14 protein-coding genes and 1 tRNA gene are annotated in these 17,616 nt (G+C 51.1%); 5 read left to right on the plus strand and 10 right to left on the minus strand.

All coding sequences use genetic code 11. From position 1 onward, the window contains the following. Window positions 1–5: 5 nt before the first annotated feature. The 5 genes from lptB to B9Y77_RS11370 all read right to left on the minus strand — a co-directional run bounded on the left by lptB (window position 6) and on the right by B9Y77_RS11370 (window position 5,190). On the minus strand, window positions 6–743 hold the full coding sequence (gene lptB / locus B9Y77_RS11350) for an LPS export ABC transporter ATP-binding protein (protein WP_015731958.1): 738 nt from the start codon (window positions 741–743) through the stop codon (window positions 6–8). Next, a complete protein-coding gene (locus tag B9Y77_RS11355) occupies window positions 740–2,083 on the minus strand; it encodes a hypothetical protein (RefSeq protein ID WP_085491717.1) in 1,344 nt (447 codons plus the stop codon). Before B9Y77_RS11355 ends, lptB begins: the two co-directional genes overlap by 4 nt. Next, entirely contained in the window at window positions 2,083–2,787 is a 705-nt protein-coding gene (gene lptC / locus B9Y77_RS11360; protein ID WP_254900015.1) for an LPS export ABC transporter periplasmic protein LptC, read from the minus strand. Before lptC ends, B9Y77_RS11355 begins: the two co-directional genes overlap by 1 nt. Before the next feature lie 243 nt (window positions 2,788–3,030). Next, window positions 3,031–3,504: a 2-oxoacid:acceptor oxidoreductase family protein gene (locus B9Y77_RS11365; protein WP_073424737.1), complete on the minus strand. Its 474-nt coding sequence runs from the start codon at window positions 3,502–3,504 to the stop codon at window positions 3,031–3,033. Window positions 3,505–3,522: 18 nt separating this feature from the next. After that, window positions 3,523–5,190 carry a thiamine pyrophosphate-dependent enzyme gene (locus B9Y77_RS11370; protein ID WP_085491719.1) on the minus strand — a complete coding sequence of 556 codons (1,668 nt, stop codon included), beginning with the start codon at window positions 5,188–5,190 and terminating at the stop codon, window positions 3,523–3,525. Window positions 5,191–5,406: 216 nt separating this feature from the next. Between B9Y77_RS11370 and B9Y77_RS11380 the strand changes: the two genes are divergently transcribed. Next, window positions 5,407–6,585 (plus strand): FprA family A-type flavoprotein, encoded by a 1,179-nt coding sequence (locus B9Y77_RS11380; RefSeq protein WP_085491721.1) that lies wholly within the window; start codon window positions 5,407–5,409, stop codon window positions 6,583–6,585. 290 nt (window positions 6,586–6,875) lie between these two features. Here the strand turns inward: B9Y77_RS11380 and B9Y77_RS11385 are convergent, their stop codons facing one another. Then, complete coding sequence (locus tag B9Y77_RS11385) at window positions 6,876–7,223, minus strand: hypothetical protein (protein ID WP_085491722.1); 348 nt, start codon at window positions 7,221–7,223, stop codon at window positions 6,876–6,878. A gap of 196 nt (window positions 7,224–7,419) precedes the next feature. Between B9Y77_RS11385 and B9Y77_RS11390 the strand changes: the two genes are divergently transcribed. Next, on the plus strand, window positions 7,420–9,012 hold the full coding sequence (locus B9Y77_RS11390) for a GGDEF domain-containing protein (protein ID WP_085491723.1): 1,593 nt from the start codon (window positions 7,420–7,422) through the stop codon (window positions 9,010–9,012). 80 nt (window positions 9,013–9,092) lie between these two features. Here B9Y77_RS11390 and B9Y77_RS11395 read toward each other — a convergent pair. Beyond that, window positions 9,093–9,181 (minus strand) — tRNA-Ser (locus B9Y77_RS11395). Between the two features lie 177 nt (window positions 9,182–9,358). Between B9Y77_RS11395 and B9Y77_RS11400 the strand changes: the two genes are divergently transcribed. The 3 genes from B9Y77_RS11400 (at window position 9,359) to B9Y77_RS11410 (ending at window position 14,944) form a co-directional block, all read left to right on the plus strand. After that, the gene (locus B9Y77_RS11400) at window positions 9,359–12,736 is read left to right on the plus strand and encodes a transglycosylase domain-containing protein (protein ID WP_085491724.1); all 3,378 of its coding nucleotides are present in this window, start codon (window positions 9,359–9,361) and stop codon (window positions 12,734–12,736) included. Window positions 12,737–12,899: 163 nt separating this feature from the next. Next, window positions 12,900–14,177 carry a hypothetical protein gene (locus B9Y77_RS11405; protein WP_085491725.1) on the plus strand — a complete coding sequence of 426 codons (1,278 nt, stop codon included), beginning with the start codon at window positions 12,900–12,902 and terminating at the stop codon, window positions 14,175–14,177. After that, the gene (locus B9Y77_RS11410; RefSeq protein ID WP_085491726.1) at window positions 14,174–14,944 is read left to right on the plus strand and encodes a sulfite exporter TauE/SafE family protein; all 771 of its coding nucleotides are present in this window, start codon (window positions 14,174–14,176) and stop codon (window positions 14,942–14,944) included. Before B9Y77_RS11405 ends, B9Y77_RS11410 begins: the two co-directional genes overlap by 4 nt. Window positions 14,945–14,946: 2 nt before the next feature. On the opposite strand, the gene B9Y77_RS11415 is transcribed toward B9Y77_RS11410, so the two are convergent. From B9Y77_RS11415 to nhaA, 3 genes are read right to left on the minus strand one after another with little or no spacing between them, the layout of a single operon-like run. Beyond that, the gene (locus tag B9Y77_RS11415; RefSeq protein WP_085491727.1) at window positions 14,947–15,891 is read right to left on the minus strand and encodes a hypothetical protein; all 945 of its coding nucleotides are present in this window, start codon (window positions 15,889–15,891) and stop codon (window positions 14,947–14,949) included. A 28-nt stretch (window positions 15,892–15,919) separates the two neighbouring features. Then, on the minus strand, window positions 15,920–16,246 hold the full coding sequence (locus B9Y77_RS11420) for a GIY-YIG nuclease family protein (RefSeq protein WP_085491728.1): 327 nt from the start codon (window positions 16,244–16,246) through the stop codon (window positions 15,920–15,922). An 11-nt stretch (window positions 16,247–16,257) separates the two neighbouring features. Then, window positions 16,258–17,550, minus strand: coding sequence for a Na+/H+ antiporter NhaA (nhaA, locus tag B9Y77_RS11425; protein WP_254900016.1), 1,293 nt, complete (start codon window positions 17,548–17,550; stop codon window positions 16,258–16,260). Between the last annotated feature and the right edge of the window lie 66 nt (window positions 17,551–17,616).

Raw genomic sequence — 17,616 nt, forward strand, 5'->3', positions numbered from 1 at the left:
AACTCCTAATCCAAACGGAAAGAATCTCCGAGATAAATACGACGTGCTTCCGGGTCTTCAGCGAGGTGTTGCGAAGAACCTTCCGTGAGCACCTGGCTCTTATACATGATGTAAGCGCGGTCCGTAATCGAAAGCGTTTCGCGCACGTTGTGGTCCGTGATGAGCACGCCCATGCCGCGGTCCTTGAGTTCCGAAATAATGGACTGGATATCGGCAACGGCAATCGGGTCAATGCCCGCAAACGGTTCGTCGAGCAAGAGGAACGAGGGGTCGCTTGCAAGTGCTCGTGCAATTTCCAAGCGGCGGCGTTCGCCACCAGAGCAGCTCATGGATTTCGTCTTACGGATGTGCGTAATCTTGAATTCTTCGAGGAGCTGTTCCAACTTCTTTTTGCGCTCGGCACGCTTCATGTCTTGCGTTTCGAGAATCGCCATGATGTTGTCTTCAACAGAGAGCTTGCGGAAGATGGACGCTTCTTGCGGGAGGTAGCCCACGCCGAGGCGGGCGCGCTTGTACATTGGCTTGTCCGTCATCTCGATATCGTCCAAAAAGATGTGGCCTGCATCCGGGCGGACCATACCCACAATCATGTAGAACGTGGTCGTCTTGCCGGCACCATTCGGACCGAGGAGCCCGACGATTTCGCCCTGCGAAACTTGAATGGAGACATCGCTCACCACCTGACGGTGGCCATAAATCTTGCGCAGCTTGTCGGTGCGTATCGTGCTAACCAAATTTTTCACTGTGCGTCCTCCGTTTTCGCAGATTCGTCCGTCGGCTTTCCTTTTTCTCTCCGACGGTTTAAAAGACTTCTCAACCTTTTATCATTCGCTGATTTCTTTATCGTCGTTGAATCGCTTTCTGTCAAGTTTTTCTTTGAACTTTTTTCTTTTGCGGCAAGCGAATCAAGCCTTGCGAGCGAATCCTTCTTGGCGTTTTCCTTGATACGGTTCGCCTTTTCCAAGTCGATAAATCGCCCACTGGCATTTGTCTTTCTGCCCATGAGCTTGAGCGACTTCACCGCGTTCTTCTGAGCATCGAACAAGATGTGAATCGTGTCGCCCGTTGCCTCGTTCTTGCCGGAGACCGTTCTATCCTTTTTTACGTAGAAGTAAGTGCTCTGCGCTTTACCCGAAACAACTGCGCGGTCCATGCGACCTTTTTTAAAATACAAATCGAGGCGGTCACCATCCATCAAATTGCGGTATTCCTTCAAATCCGTTTCGTAGAAAAAACCCTTAGCGTTCACGTTCACGTAAAGGCGTTCAATTTTCCCTTTCTTGAATTCGCAGTAGAGCGTGTCGCCGAAGGCTTCGGTCACGTTGCCGGGATTGCCACGCTTCGGGGCTTCGTTCTGGACGCCGTGCGCGTTGCGAATCACGAGTGCGGACTTGAGCATTTTGCCCGTTTCATCGAGCACGAGAAAAATGGAATCGCCCGTGAGGTGGTAATTTTTCATATCGCAAGTCGGGTGGCCCTTCATGCTGAGCCAGTTATCTTTGCGATTAAAGTAACCCGTATCACAAGTGACCACGAGATCTTTCTGCGTGAGCTTTACATCTTGAAAGGCTTGCGCAAAGCTGTTCTTCTTGTCGAAAACGAGGAACTTGGATTCAATCTTTACAGTATCGATTTTTCCGTCCTTCTGCTTTTCGTACTGATAAAGTCTTGGCGACATCGGAATTGTCACGATGTCTTCTTTGCGGTCGTACTTGAGGTATTGACCGGTCATGAGGTAATTGCCCGCAGAATCGCCTGCGCTCACTTCGCCGGAGGCAATTGCAATTTCGCTCTTTCTTTGGTAAGAGCCGTTCCTTGCGCGCACGAATCCGGACGGGTGCGTGAAGAGGAACCCGCCGCCACATTCAACTGTTTCGCTGTTGCGGTTCCAGGAGGCGCGCTGCGTCTTGAAGGCAACGCTATCATGCACAAAATGAACGTTGCCGGTCAAGAGGAGAGTTCCGCGCTTGCGGGACACGTCGAGGTTGTCGGCGTGGTACATGATCAGCGGAGAGGACTGCGCAAATGCGAGAGTAGACGCAAGAAAGGTTGTTGCGATGAAGAGGAATGCGCGGAAATTCATCACGGTTTCCCTGCCTTTGGCTTGAGCGGGAGACCGCGTGGCGGAGCCTTCCTGGATGGTGAAGATGCAGGCTTTGGAGCCTGCGATGACGAGGACGGTGGATTGCTTAGACGTTCCGCCTCAGCCTGTCGTTTGTCTTCATCCTTCATGCGCTTTGCCGCATCCTGGAAAATGCCCGTCACGTTCGAAAGGATTTTCCAGTTGTCGAACTGCGCATCGCTTTCAAAACCAACGCCCTGCAACACGTCGCCGTCTTCGGACACAACGCGCACATAGCTTGCGGTTCTGACCAAATTATCCTTCTTGTTCCAAAGGAGCGAATCGGCACGAACCGAGGCGCCCTTCGGAGTCAGCGCATAAACGTGACCATAAGCGTAAACGTACGTGAACGTCATGTCGAGACTGCCGGAGTCCGCACGCAAGAACGCCACGCGCTCGCCGATGGAATCGTAAATGTCCACGAACACCGGACGCACCGTCACGATTTCCTTGTCGGCCCAGCGTTCCAGATAAGCGGTTTTCAGGCGCCAGTTGAGCACGCCCTTATCGTAGCTGTCGAGAAGAGTCGTATCCGTAAAGAGCATCTGCGGGCGCTCGACGCGAATCCAAGGCTTGGGTTCTTCGATTTCTTCGCAACCAAGCAAAAATGCAGCTAAAATGGCACACGCGAAAACGCCCCACAAGCGAGAAGCCGGTGTAAGCATATTTTGAATGTTCTGCAAAAATTGTGCCACAAACACAAATTACAAATATAAAAGCACGTTATTTAAGGTTTTCACGGAAATTTGAGGGAATTTGGGCGGATTTCTTGGGGAGAAGGGCGCAAGGGTTGTACAATCCGACACACAAATAAAAAACTAACGCAATAAAAAAAGAGCCCCCGGCACAGTGGCCGGGGTGACATTGTAAAGGTGATCCCGCAACAAGTGCGGGATGACGGTAAGCAATTAGCCTTCGCGGCCGAGCATAAATGCCTTCTTGTTGCCTTCGTGGAACTTTTCGGCAAAGAGCTTGTTCAAAGCGACGAGCCACTGATCCACGGTGAAGTCGAAGTGCTTGGAGAGCTTGCCGAGCATGGCGACGTTCAAAGCCTTCACGTTTTCGAGCTTGGAAACATCGATGTCAGCCGGCGTGAGGAGCACGCCGCCCTGCTTCATGTAGGCTTCGTTCACGACAACCTGCGTTTCGTCAAAGACGACGAGGTAGTCGGCTTCGCCGCACGGAATCATCGGGGACTGCACTTCTTCATCTTTTGCAAAACGCACATCAGAAGCGATGGAACCGCCGCGCTGGCTCATGCCATGGACTTCGGCCTTCTTCACATCGTAACCTTGTTCGAAAACGAGTTCGGCCATCACGTCACTAGCCTTGATAACACCTGTGCCACCGAGGCCTGCAAATTTAACGTTCATTACGCTCATAATTATTCAACCTCTCTATTAAAAGTTATTGTTCTTCTTGGCAGCGGCTTCTGCTTCGGCAAGTGCCTTTTCGGCCTTTTCCTTGTTTGCCTTGTCCCAGGCAAGGATGCTCTTGAGGGCGAGAATGCAGGGGCTCTTTGCAACGATAAGCGTGAGTTCGTCCTTTTCGAGGGATTCCTTCACGAGACGCTTGAATTCTTCCGGTTCCTTGACCTGGTTCACTTCATAGACGTTGTCGAAACCGGCGACCTTTGCGACTTCCTTGTAGTCAATCTTATATGCCGGAGAGTGGTCGAGGTGACGGCCCGTACCCGGGTGTTCCTGCTGACCGGTCATAGCGGTGATGCTATTGTCCAAAATGATGACAACGTGGCCAGTTTCCGGGCGGTTGTAACCTGCTTCCACAAGGCCAGTGATGCCACTGTGAACAAACGTAGAGTCGCCAATCACGGAGACAACGCGCTTTGCCTGTTCGCGCGGGAGCACGTTACGGAGACCGATACCCATACCGATTGCGGCACCCATGTCAATCATGTAGTCCATGGCGCTGATCGGCGGGAGAGCGGCGAGCGTGTAGCAGCCGATGTCACCGGAGACGATGCAGTCGAGTTCCTTGAGAACTGCAAAGGAGCTGCGGTGCGGGCAGCCCGGGCAGAGCATAGGCGGCTTGCCCTTGACCGGAACTGGATCCGGGTTCTTGTCGCCAGCGATAATGCGGCGCACACGGTTCACATCGAGTTCACCAAAGCGGAAAATCGGATCAAACTTGCTTTCGCACTGGATGCCTGCGGCCTTGATGTTTTCAGCAAGCCACGGGTCGTTTTCTTCGATGACCATGAGGCGCTTGCCTTCGAACTTCTTGGCGAAATCCTTGATGAGCTGCATCGGCAGCGGGTAGGTCATACCGAGTTTGAGGATGCTTGCTTCCGGGGCGGCTTCGCGGACGTGGTGGTAGCTGATGCCGCTCACGATGATACCGAAATCTTCGCTGCGCATTTCGACCTTGTTCGGGCCTTCGGCAACGTTCCAGGCTTCCATTTCGTCCATCTTGGCGCGGAGGCGACGGCCAGCCGGCTTCGAGAAGCCAGGCACCATCACATGCTGGGCGATATTGCGTTCAAAGTTCGGCACCATTGCCGGGAGTTCTTCCTTCGGCACGACGATAGACTTGGAATGGTCCACGCGGGTGGTCATGCGGAGGATGACAGGAATCTTGAACTTTTCGCTCGTCTGCATGGCGATGCGGAAGAAATCATAGGCTTCCTGGGAGTTGGACGGTTCGAACATCGGGCAAACGGATGCCTTCGCGTGGTTACGCGTATCCTGTTCGTTCTGGGAGCTGCCCTGACCCGGGTCATCGGCAACGATCCACACCATGCCGCCATCGACACCCGTGTAAGTTGCGGTATAGAGAACATCACTTGCCACATTCAAGCCAACCATCTTCATGGTGACAACACTGCGGGCGTGACCAAAAGCGGCACCGAGAGCGACTTCGGCAGCGACCTTTTCGTTCGGAGCCCACTGGGCATAGCCACCCAGTTCAGAGTAATCTTCCAAGATTTCGGTGGAAGGAGTTCCCGGATAACCTGCGGCAAGCTGCACATTGCAATGACGCATGGAAAGGGAAATGGCTTCGTTGCCCGAAATCAGCATCTTTTTCGCATTTGGATCAAAAGCTGGCATGATATTCCTTTTTTGTTTTAATCGTTTTTTAAACGAACTGCAATATAGAAAAAAACTATTTTGCGCATCCTTGGCACGGACTTCAAGAAACGCGAAAACAAGAAGTAATTTTTTGTTATATATTATTAAGGTTTTAACTATGTATAAAACTCCGAAAAAGGAGATGTCCGAACAAGTCGGGCATGACAAGTTTAGGATTAAAAAAAGAGGAATAAAATGATTGTTTCAGATTTTAGCGAAAGCATTAAGTTCGTTGGAGTGGATGACCGCGAGATTGATTTATTTGAAGGGCAGTACAAGGTTCCTGATGGAGTTTCGTACAATTCCTACGTGATTTTCGACGAGAAGATTGCCGTCACGGATTCCGTAGACGCACACAAAGTAAGTGAATGGTTGACAAATGTTGAAAATACATTGCAGGGCAAAAAGCCCGACTACCTGATTGTCCACCATTTGGAACCCGACCACGCCGGCGGCTTTCTCGAATTCATCAAGAAGTACCCGGACGCAACTATCGCCGCATCTGCAAAGGCGCTTACGTTCATTCCGCAGTTCGTCAAGCTCCCGGAAGGCACAAAGACGCTCACGCTCAAGGATGGCGACACGCTTTCGCTCGGCAAGCACACGCTAAAGTTCATCGCAGCCCCGATGGTCCACTGGCCCGAAGTCTTGCTCAGCTATGACGAATCCGAAAAGATTCTGTTCTCCGCCGATGCGTTCGGCACATTCGGACTTTCTGGCAAGCTCGGCGAAGATTGGGTGAGCGAAGCGAGACGCTACTACATCAACATCGTCGGGAAATATGGCATGCAGGTGCAGAGCGTTTTGAAAAAGCTCGCCGGAATCGAGGTCAAGACGATTTGCCCGTTGCACGGCCCGGTTCTTACAGACAATTTAAGTTTCTACATTGACAAGTACAACACCTGGAGTAGCTACGCTCCAGAAACGCAAGGCGTGTTTGTCGCCTACGCAGGCGTTTACGGCCACACGGCAGAAGCCGCGAAAAAGCTCGCCGAATCGCTCCGCGAAAAAGGCGTTGACGTGACGATTATGGATTTGGCCCGCACATATTCTTCGGAAACGGTCGCACAGGCATTCCGTTACAGCCATCTCGCCGTATGCGCGACAACGCTTGACGCAGGACTCTTCCCCGCTGCCGAAAAATTCCTCACGCATCTCAAGGCGAAAAACTTCTGCAACCGCAAAGTCGGCATTGTCGAAAACGGCACTTGGGCACCTATGGCCGCAAAGAAAATGCACGAGATTCTTGACACGCTCAAGAACGTGACATTCTGCGAAACAACGGTCACACTCAAGTCCGCCCTCGACGAGACTTCCGCCGCAAAGCTTGAAGAACTTGCTGTGGAAATTGCGAAGGATTTGGGGAAAGCGTAGTTTATTTTACGAGAAGGCGATGCCGTCCCCATACGCGGATCATGACCACGTAAGAGCTAAAGCTCTAAGTGGTCAAAGAGAACGGTGTCCGGCATGACAACGAAAAAGTGAATTGCATGAAAAATTGCAAAAAAGTCGGCGGACGCCGACTTTTTTATGCGTTTGAGGATTGTGTATGGAGATTCCGGCTTACTTCGACTCCGCTCAGCACAGGCTCTGGCCGGAATGACACTAAAAAAGGTGACCCCGGAATGGGATCCGTGGTGACAAGCGCGAGGAGCGTTCACCGGTTACTTCTTGCTAGCGAGTTCCTCTTCGAGTTTCTTGTTGCGGCTGTCCTGCATTTCGCAGATGTTCTTGAGGTTGTTGATTTCTGCGTTCTGCTTGGCCACCTGGTCCTTGAGGTCTTCGCACTTTGCAGCAAAGGTCTGTTCGGATTCAATGCGGCTGTTCAGTTCCTTGCGGAGGCTATCCACGGAATTGCGGAGCTTTTCGACGGCATCGTCGGCATCTTTCAAGACCGGGTTATCGCAAGTTTCGTTTTCATTGCAAGAGCAGCACTTAAAAAATTTCTTCGTAATGGCAACAGTCGCTGCGGCACCGAGAATGGCACCGACTAAAAAGCTATTCGTCTTCATAGTCAAACTCCTTGTAATCAAATCCACCTAATAATATCCATTAAAAAAACGGGAAAGTCAAGATTTTTTTAGAAAAAAGGAGATTTCCGCTCGTCCCCGTCAAGCGAGGACAGGTAGGCGGGAATGACAGACGAGAAGAAAGCTTGCAAAATCAGTACAAAAATCTTATATTAATTTAAAATACTTCAAGGTGTATATGGTTGATCCTCTTTATTCCGTGCTAGCTTTTACCTGTGCGTTCGTCTTGCTGATTTTCAAGAATCAGTTTAGAATCGTATTGGACAAAAGCGAAAAAACAGACAAGGATTTCTTGTACCTTGCCAACTGGGTGATTGTATTTTGCCTCCAGGACGGTATCTGGGGGATTTTCGGCTGCGGAGCTATCAAGAACAACTTCCTGCTTTTCCTGTCATCCTCGTTTTTCCATGCGGCAGCCGCTGTCATGGCCTTTATCTGGCTCAACTACATATTGAATTTCATCAACATCGAGCGCGAAAAGGCTATTCCCGCCAAGATGTTGTCCCTAGCGCTAGTCATATTCCAGCTAATCCTTCTTTTGATGAATTTCAGGTCAAGTTTTCTTTTCGGCATCAGCGACGAGGGCACCTACATCGTCATGAACGGGAGAAACCTACTATATTACAGCCAATATTTCACATTCTTCGTCATTGCAATTTTTCTGGTTTACAAAACAGCGAGCGCAAAAAAGACAAGCGCCCGCAAACACTATGCCGCAGGGTTCCTGTTTATTTCGGCACCGGTCCTGTGCGGTTTTCTGCAAAGGGCATTTCCATTTTCTCCGTGTGATTCCATCGGATCCATGCTCGGCTGCTGCACCATCTATGCATTTTTCATCTCGAAAATTAGCCGCAACAGGGACTTGTCGCAAAAGGCGGTCATCATCGCAGGGCTTTCTTCGGACTACGACGTGGTCGTGTACGTCAATATTCCCAAGAACCACGCCAAGTTCTACCAGATCAGCGAAAAGTTCACCCCGCTCCTGTGGGAAGGTCGCAATTCCACCAACCCCAAGGATTTCGACAATTTCATGAAGCGCATTTACGTCCCTAACGAATTTAGCGATTTTATCGAAAAATCAACCATCGACAAGTGCATCGAACTTTTACAGAGTGCCCCCTATTATACCATCCCATTCCTCGCAAGCATCAACGGACAGATTGAGCATTACCGCCTGAAAATCGCAAGCGACAAAAGCAACGCCCAGGGGTTCATTATCGGCATTATCAACGTCGAAGAGGAACATCGTCTAGAAGAAACCGCACAACGCTTGAGAAAGGATCTCCAGCATACAAAGCTCATTGCGAACAAAGACCCGCTCACAGGAGTCGGGAGCGCCGCCGCGTACAAGGCGAAATGCGAACTAATCGACAACGAAATCAAAGCCAAGGACAAAATAAAATTCGCGCTTGTAGAATGCGACGTCAACGACCTGAAGGTTATCAACGATACGTTCGGGCACGACATGGGCGATGAATATCTCAAGAACTGCAGCAAGGTTTTCTGCAATGTTTTCAGCCACAGCCCGGTTTTCCGCATCGGCGGTGATGAATTTGTCATCATCCTTTTCGGCGAACAGTACGAAAAACGCGCAGAACTTTTTGAAAAGCTGAAATCATCCGTGAACCGCAAGCCAGACGCCCCGAAGGAGAGCATTTCGTTTGCAGCAGGCATGGCGGATTACAGCAGCAAAATTGACGAATGCGTTAAGGACGTGCTCAAGAGAGCCGACACGTTCATGTATATAGATAAGGGTAAAATCAAGAGCTAGCGGATTTGTGCAGGGAACTCTCCGCCAACGCGGGGAGAAGACACAAAAAACCCCGGGTCTTTCGACTCGGGGCTTTTCAGCGGGAAGAGCGAGATTCGAACTCGCGATAGGATTTAGTCCTATACGTCCTTAGCAGGGACGCGCCTTCGGCCAACTCGGCCATCTTCCCATCTTGGGGACCCAAATTTTAACAAAATTCTAACGAAAATTCAAGGGGTAACAGCCAAATTCATTGATTTTCCTCAAAAAAGGGCGTATTTTTTACATATTACAGGTCTCTGGGCAAGTCACCCCTTCAAAACTTTTATATCTTGTAACTCGTTAATAGTCAATAATTTACGGTAACATGAACAAGTTTGTCAAAATCATCGTCGCTATTTTCCTCGTAGCCTTGATTTGCTACATCCCCTTTTACATTGTCGTGTTCAAGATCCTCCCCGAACGCGACCCGGATAACCAATTCAACCGCACCAATATCCTACAGGTGCTCTCCGGCGAGACCCGCGTCTTCTACGAAGACGGCGAAAACCTGCTCGGCGCATTCTTTGACGCGAACCACCGCGTGTACGTGCCTTATGGTGATATCCCGGTCAACCTGATCAACGCCCTTATCGCCGCCGAAGACTCCCGTTACTGGACCCACAACGGTTACGACCTCAAGGGTTTCATGCGCGCCATGGTCAATAACATCAAATCAGGGCGTGTCAGCCAGGGCGGATCCTCACTCACGCAGCAGGCCGTCAAGAACATTTTTGGTCGCGAAGAACGTAGCGTCAAGGAAAAGCTCAAGGAATTTTTGAATGCGCTCCGCATGGAGAAGCACTTTACCAAGGAAGACATCCTGGAATTTTACCTGAACCAGTTCCACGTTTCAGGTACGGGTAAGGGTGTGGCAATCGCGGCACAGTACTTCTTTAACAAGGAACTCAAGGATTTGACGCTTGCCGAATGCGCATTTATCGCAGGCTCGGTGAAGGGACCGTTCAACTACGACCCGTTCATCCAGCGCACCGAAGAACGCAGGCAAAAGGCAATCGAACGCGGCGAGACGCGACTCCGCTACGTACTCGGACGCATGGTCGAAGAAGGCTACATCGAGCAGGCCGACATGGATGCCGCCATCGCAAAGCCCTTGGAATTCAACCACGGCAATTTCCGTTTCACGATGAGCACGACACTTGAACGCTTGGAAGAACGCCTCGACAGCGACTTTTTCCACGAACTTTTCCAAAAGGAAGGCATCGAAGACTGGCGCAAGGCTCAACTCGAAATCACAACAACTTTGAACGCCAAATCGCAGGATGCCGCCAAACGCGCATTGCAGACAAACATCAGTAACTTGCAATTACAGCTCGGCGGTTTTGTACTCCCGAAGGCTCAATTTGCAAACCGCGCCCGCAACGCTCGCAAGGGCGATTACCTCTACGGCGCCGTGGATAGCGTTTTCTACGATACGACCGGCAGACTGCAATCGCTCAAGTTGAACTTCGGGCAGCTCAAGGGCATTGTCACGGAGCAGTCCGTGAACGACTTTGCCAAACTCGCCGGTGGCGATGTGAACAAGATTCTTGCAACTCAGCTCAAGCCGGGAGCCATCCTCCTCGTGAGCATCATCGACGAAACCCCGATTGACGGTTACGCACAGTGCAAAATTGAAACGGAACCGGTGCTGCAAGGCGCACTCGTCGCCATCCAGAACGGCAAGGTGCTCGCGAGCCAAGGCGGTTTCCACAACACTGGATTTGACCGTAGCTTCAAGGCACTCCGCCAACTCGGTTCTAGCTGGAAGCCGATTCTTTACGCTCTCGCCCTCAAATACCACTGGAACTACCTTGACAATCTCGAAAACGAATTCAACGCCTTCCAGTACGGGAACCAATTCTACTTCCCGCGCCCGGACCACAAGAACAAGGGTGACGTTGTCAGCATTGCATGGGCCGCTACGCGTTCCGAAAACATCGCAAGTATTTGGCTTTTGGAACACCTGTTGGACAAGCTCTCGGACAAGGAATTCGAAGACGTTGCCCGCGAAAACGGCTTTGCCCGCAATCCGGATGAAGAACGCATCAAGTTCGTGGAACGTTTGCGCGACAAGTTCGGCCTCATGATGAAGGAGGAAGTCAAGCGCGAAATCGAATTCACGAAGGCACGCGATGCGCTCGTGGAACGTTATATGAACGACGGCAAGGTATTGCAGGCCCGTGCCGTGCAGAACTTGCGCTACGGCACGTTTACGGACATCGGTTTGAAACAAGCGAAGCGCGACCCGAAAATCACGAAGTACGTAAACCACAACTTTAAGCGTTACTCTGAAATCTGGCGCGCCCGCGAAATACAGGAGCTCGACCCGGATGAATCGACAAAGCTTCTGCCGCTCGATTCCGTACAGCTGATCGAAAACTTTACGCTTGCCGACTTTAAACGTTTGAACGCCATGATTGAACCGGTCGATAGCGATGCAGATTACTTCGACATGGCTCATCTACGTTACTGGCCGGATTACCGCCGTGCGCTTGCGATGGCCGACTACGCCCGCTTTGCAAACGAAATCGGCATCCACCAGAAATTGCAGAAAGTGTTCAGTATGCCGCTCGGCGTGAACGACATTACGCTTGCCGAAATCACGACCGCCTACCAGACACTCCTCACAGGCAAGATTTTCAAGTGCAAGGACGCGAACTGGACCGAAGCCTGCTTTATCAAAGAAATCAGGAACCGCGATGGCCGTACGATTTTCAGGAACAAGATGGAATCGATGACGGTGCTTGACGATACCGTGACAACGCAGATGGGCGTGATGTTGCGCTCCGTGTTCACGAACGGTACGGCACACAGCCAGCTCACCGCGCTTAGCGTCAAGAATCCTGAAGGAGCTTCGAAGCTCCGTTACCCGGTGATGGGCAAGACGGGTACGACAAACGATTACCGCAACGTGGCATTCCTTGGTGCGCTCCCGACATACGTCAAGGAAAAGAATGGCATCGCGCTGGATTCCGTGATTGCCATTGGTAGCTATGTGGGCTTTGACGACAACAAGCCTTTGAAATCGGGACGCACGCGTATTGCAGGCGCCTCGGGTGGTTTGCCGCAGTGGGCTTCGTTTGCGAAGGAAGAAATAGACATTCTCGGCATTCCGAAGCAAATCGACTTCCTCGACATTTCGATGATCGCCACGGGCGAAGTGCCGTTGATGCTGACAAACGAACGTGGAGAACTCACGGTAGACCCGATGACCGGTGAAGCTTTGGTGAACGGCGAAAAAGGCCGCCCGCTCCCGTGGCTCGATGTGCCAGGATTCACACCGCCGCAAGTACAGAAGATAGCCGCCGAAACAATTGCAAAATCTGGAATTGTCGTGAGCTTGCCGATGCCGCAGACAAGCACGCCACCGCAAACCGGAAACGCAACAGATTCCGCGACGGTTAAGGCACAAGAAGCCGCACCCAGTGTCGCACAGCCCGCTACTGCGCAAGCTGGGACTGCGCCGAAGCCGCAGCAAGTCATCCCTGCTGACGCAAGACCTGTTTCAGAAGTCATGAAGGCTGATTCCATCAAGAAGGCAACGGAAGCCGCAAAACAGATTCCACTTGATCCGCAGCAGACATTCACGCCTGTTAAGCCGCCAAAACCGCAGGCCGCCATGCCCAAGGATGATGACTGGGATTTGCCCGAAAACTTCAGCAGCAAAAATGCATTCGTGCCCATCGAAGCCGATGCTGAGTAACAATTAGTTATCAGCTGTTGGTCATTAGTCAATAGCTTAAGCAGCTGAAGCCATCACGGCTTCTAACAACTAATGACCAATGACTATTGACTGCACTAGGTTTTACACATTCTAATTATTATCTTTGATAACGCAGGAATATTGAACTTTTTCGGAGTGTTTCATGTCTAAATCAACGGTTTTCGTTCAGGCAGCCACATTCGCCGCAGCGTTCTCGCTCACCGCATGCATCGGGACAAGTCAATGCCCATCTCCAGACGTAAAGCCCACAGAAACTCCGTTCACGAAAATCATCGGGCAAGATACAGTCCAGTCTGCAGAAACGCAGACCGGCAAGTATTCCGAGATGCAGGTCGTCACCGGCGATAGCGCTTCGCAGATTCTCGACCAGTTCAAGCTCTCTACGCCCGACCAGATTTTGACTCCAGAACAAACGCCGACTATTCTCGTACAAACTCGAGTCGATACGGTTTTGATGATGTTGCCGCCGTGCGACAAGACGCACTTTTCGCATTGCACGCTCGAAACGACGATGGACCCGTACAAGGCATTCCCGGCACTCGCCAATTACGTCTTTAGCTACGCCGACACTCTCAGCCGCGCCGGTCAAACGGACTCCGCCTCCGTCATCTTGAACAGCTTCTCGACTATGGCTCCGATGTGGGAAAAATGGCAAGCGCATTCGGATACGCTCCGCGAAGCTTTCGGCAAGCGTCGTGAAGAAAAGGCAAAAGAATTCGAATCGATGGCGCTCCAGATTCAGAACATGAACCGTGTGCAAGCCTCATACAGCATGGTCGCCGAAACCGCAGACAGTTTGATTGCGCAGCTCGCTCCGGGTGACTCGCTCGCGAACTGGGCTAAAGACCAGAAGAAAATCGCTTATACGAACACACTCAAAAAGGCTTCGAAAGAATTTGACGAAATCAAGGTTCTCGCCGATGAAAAGGCGCAATTCGCCGAAGCCCGCAAGCAGACCGAAACTTTCCGCATCCGCTACCGCGATTTCGAAGACACGCTCCATGTGCAAGCTTTCTTGAATCACGTTGACGAGCTCGAAAAGGCTACCGATTCAGAGACCGCCAAAATGTGGGAAAAGCAAGACCCCGAAAAGGCGCTCGCCCAAGCCGACACACTCATCGCAAACGAAAAGTTCGATAAGGCAAAAGATTTGCTCAACAAGCTCAAGTCCAGTAAGCTCCGCAAAGAAGCAAACGAAAAGTACATCGCTCTTGCAGATGCCTACTGCAACAAACAGCGAAAAACCACATCGCAGATTTTCGCCAAGTCATTGAAGCAAACGGACGAAGCTAAGAAAAAGAAATTGCTGAACGACGCCATCGCACCACTCGACAAGTGCCTTGCGGAATTCCCGGAAACAACGCAGCGCGAAAAAGTCGAAAGCAACAGAAAGTTTATTGAAAAGGAACTCGCCAAGTGACAGACTGGTGGAATTACGCCCAGTACCCGGCGTTCTTTATTTTGGGTGCAGTCGTAAGCCTTATCAACAGCATCGCAGGCGGCGGATCTACACTTAGCCTCCCCATCATGATTTTCCTCGGGCTTCCCGCCACTATCGCAAACGGCACGAACCGCATCGGGCTCATCATCGGGAATTTCAGCAGCGCCTATAATCTTGCGCGTCACGGCTACCTGAACAAGAAGATATTCTTCCAGCTACTGCTGCCGACATTCTTCGGCGCACTCCTTGGCGCATGCTTCTTGGTCCGCATTGGAGACAAGCTCTTCCAAGCGATTCTCGCGGTTGTCATTTGCCTTGTGGTCATCATGAGCAACTTGCGCAAGGATATTCTCGGAAAGCCTCCTGAGACACCGCCCGAAAAGCTCACCGTCAAAGGCGCCATCGGATTTTTCTTGATTGCCGTTTACGGATGCATTGTGCAAGTGGGCGTCGGCTTTGTACAGATTTTCAGCCTCACGCGTTACACCGGTCTTGACCCGATTCACGTGAACGCCGTCAAGAATGCACTTACGAACGTGTTCCTGATCGTAAGCACAGTTGCACTCGGCATCGCAGGGAAAATTGACTGGCCAATAGCGATTATCATGGCCGCAGGCGCATGGCTCGGTGGCTACCTCGGTAGCTTCACGCAACGCAAAAAAGGCAACAAGTTCATCCAGCGGTTCATCAGCATTTGCAGCATCGGCATGGCAATCGCGCTTGTTGTGGACCTGGTGATGAAATAAGCCTAGCTTACCGGATTTCTATGACTTTCGAAGAGTTGCCGTAGGTTGACGGCATCTCTTTTTTCTTGTTCCGTTTTGAGGTCTTCCATGATTTGTGCGAAATAAGCGGCGCGCCCTGTATCTTTTGCAAGGAAGGCGTCTTCGTAACCGTCTTGAGCTACTGCAATTACTTCTGGATTAAAGTTGGGCATAAACCCATACTTTTTACAAGCAGCAATCATATCGTCATCGTTTATACTGCTGTAGTCAAAATTCGTGCGTTTAAGGAGCATGACCATATCGCCCACGATTTCAAGCATTACATTTTCAGAAGACGAAAAGCGCGAGCGTAAAAAGCTGCAATATACAGCCACATCGTACATCTTTTTGTATATAAAATAATCCTTCAAAAAGCGGAAGCAATGGATCATATCGCTAGAACGATACGTGTACTTCATGGCAGAAACAATTTCTTTGAGCAAGTTCTCCCAATGACCTTCAGCACTGCAGAGCATCGCATACAAGATTCTGCATTTTGCAGAGGTCGGGTTCCACTGGACGGCTTCGGTCACGCCTTTCAACGCCGTAGAGTAGTCGCCCAAATCCAATGCAGCAAGCGCATATTGGCGGTAAATCCAGTCCATCGGGCAGACGACGCTGACATTCTTTACCTGTTGCGACGGATTCTGGCAAAAATGCTGATAAAGCACCCATTCCATTTCATCCGAGATGGCGACATAGCGGACATCATCGCTAGTCACAAAAGGATGTTCCTTAAGTACCTGCATCAGCGGTTCAAGAATTTTGAGAGACTTTTCGTAATCCTTATTCTTGTACGCATCTAGGGACAAACTCAAAATTTCCATCACGCCTTTTCGACCGCCAACATCTTCGAGTTTCTTGCTCATGATGGCGGACTTTATTTGGAAGAGGTCTTCCTGATTTTTGGCGTCTTCGATAGATAACATACATAAATAATGTACATTCATTTACCGATTAAAACAATAGGCGTTTCCGGCGTTTCTTTTTCGGCTTTAGGCGTTCGCCAAGGCCTGCTCGCAGTTCACCTTCTAATGCAGAATCACCCGCAGCAAGGAGTTCCTTTTGCGGGCGTTTGAGCTTTTTAACACGCGCTTCCAGGCGGAGCGCTTCTTCGCGAGTTTCGAGTTCAAATGTGCGTAAAATACATTCCGGCGGGAACGCTTTGGTAAACCTCGCGCCACGCCCACTGCAATGTTCTTCATAGCGGGCATCGACATCCACGGCATAGCCCGTGTAAATGCGGTCACCCTTGCAACGGAGCATGTAGACGAAGTGCGGCATGCCGCGACTTCCTACTGCTTATGCTCTTTCGATACTATGCTCATGTAGATGGTACCGAGGATGGCAGCGCTAAAGCTTCCGAGGAGGATGCCAAGCTTTGCAGAGTCCTTGTTTGCACCGTCTTCAAACGCAAGTCCAGACACAAAGAGGGCCATCGTAAATCCGATACCGGCAAGCATGCCACCGCCCCAAAGGACCTTCCAGGAGTAGCTCGGCTTCTTGGAAACGCCAATCTTTACGGACAAGAGGCTGAAGAGGAAAATGCCAATCGGCTTACCGAAAATGAGGGCGAGCGCCACGGCACCAAGCACAGGCACGTCAAGGCCACCGAGCTTGATTTCGACACCGGCATTTGCAAGCGCAAAAATCGGCATGATGCCAAAGTTCACCCAAGGCACAAGCATCTTGTACAAGCGTTCCTGCAACGAAACGCTTTCGCTTGCCCCGCGCTTGAGCATCGTAAATACTTCATACTGTTCATTGCGGTCCTTCGTCTCGCCCGAAAGCACGTTGCCTACGCCACTTGCAAACTGGGCCACCACGCCTTTCGCCACCACGGCCTTTGCGGGCACGGAGAGGCCAAGGAGCACGCCCGCAATCGTCGGGTGCACACCGGACTTGACAAAGAACGCCCACACGGCAATACCCGTGAAATGGAGCAGCAGCATGTTGCGCACGCCAATGCGGAAGAACACGTTGAACAAGGCAAGAAGCACAAAGGCCATGCCAAGAGCGCTAAAGTTGATGCCGTCACCGCTCGGGTAGCCAATTGCAATCACGAGAATCGCGCCGATATCGTCCGCAATGGCCAAAGTCAAAATCATCACGCGGAGCGCATGCGGCACCTTCTTGCCCAAAATCGCCATGCAGCCCACCACAAACGCGATATCCGTTGCCGTCGGGATTCCCCAGCCATGTGACGTACCCGGAGGGCAAAGAGCCAAGTAAATCAGCGCCGGGAAAAGCATACCGCCAGCAGCCGCAATAATCGGGAGGCTCGCCGCCTTCGGATCGCGGAGTTCGCCATAGGTCATTTCGCCCTTGACTTCAAGCCCGATATTGAAGAAGAATATCGTCATCAGCGCATCGTTGATGAACCAGTGCAAGTCGCCAGCCCCCACCCAGCTGCCTATCGTCACCACGAACGGCAAATGCCAAAAGTGCTCGTACGATGACGGACTCAAGTTCGCCCAGATGAGAGCCGCAAGCGTCATAATGATAAGCACTATGCCGCCCGTCGTCTCCACCTTCATCAGGCGCTCGATCGGGGTGATAATCTTACGTACCGGGGTTTCCGGAAACATATCTTCAATTTTATCGCTGCTTGTTACTCGTGCTGACATATGCATTTCAATATAGATAACTTTTTT

The sequence above is a fragment of the Fibrobacter sp. UWB13 genome (assembly GCF_900177805.1).
Lineage (GTDB): Bacteria > Fibrobacterota > Fibrobacteria > Fibrobacterales > Fibrobacteraceae > Fibrobacter.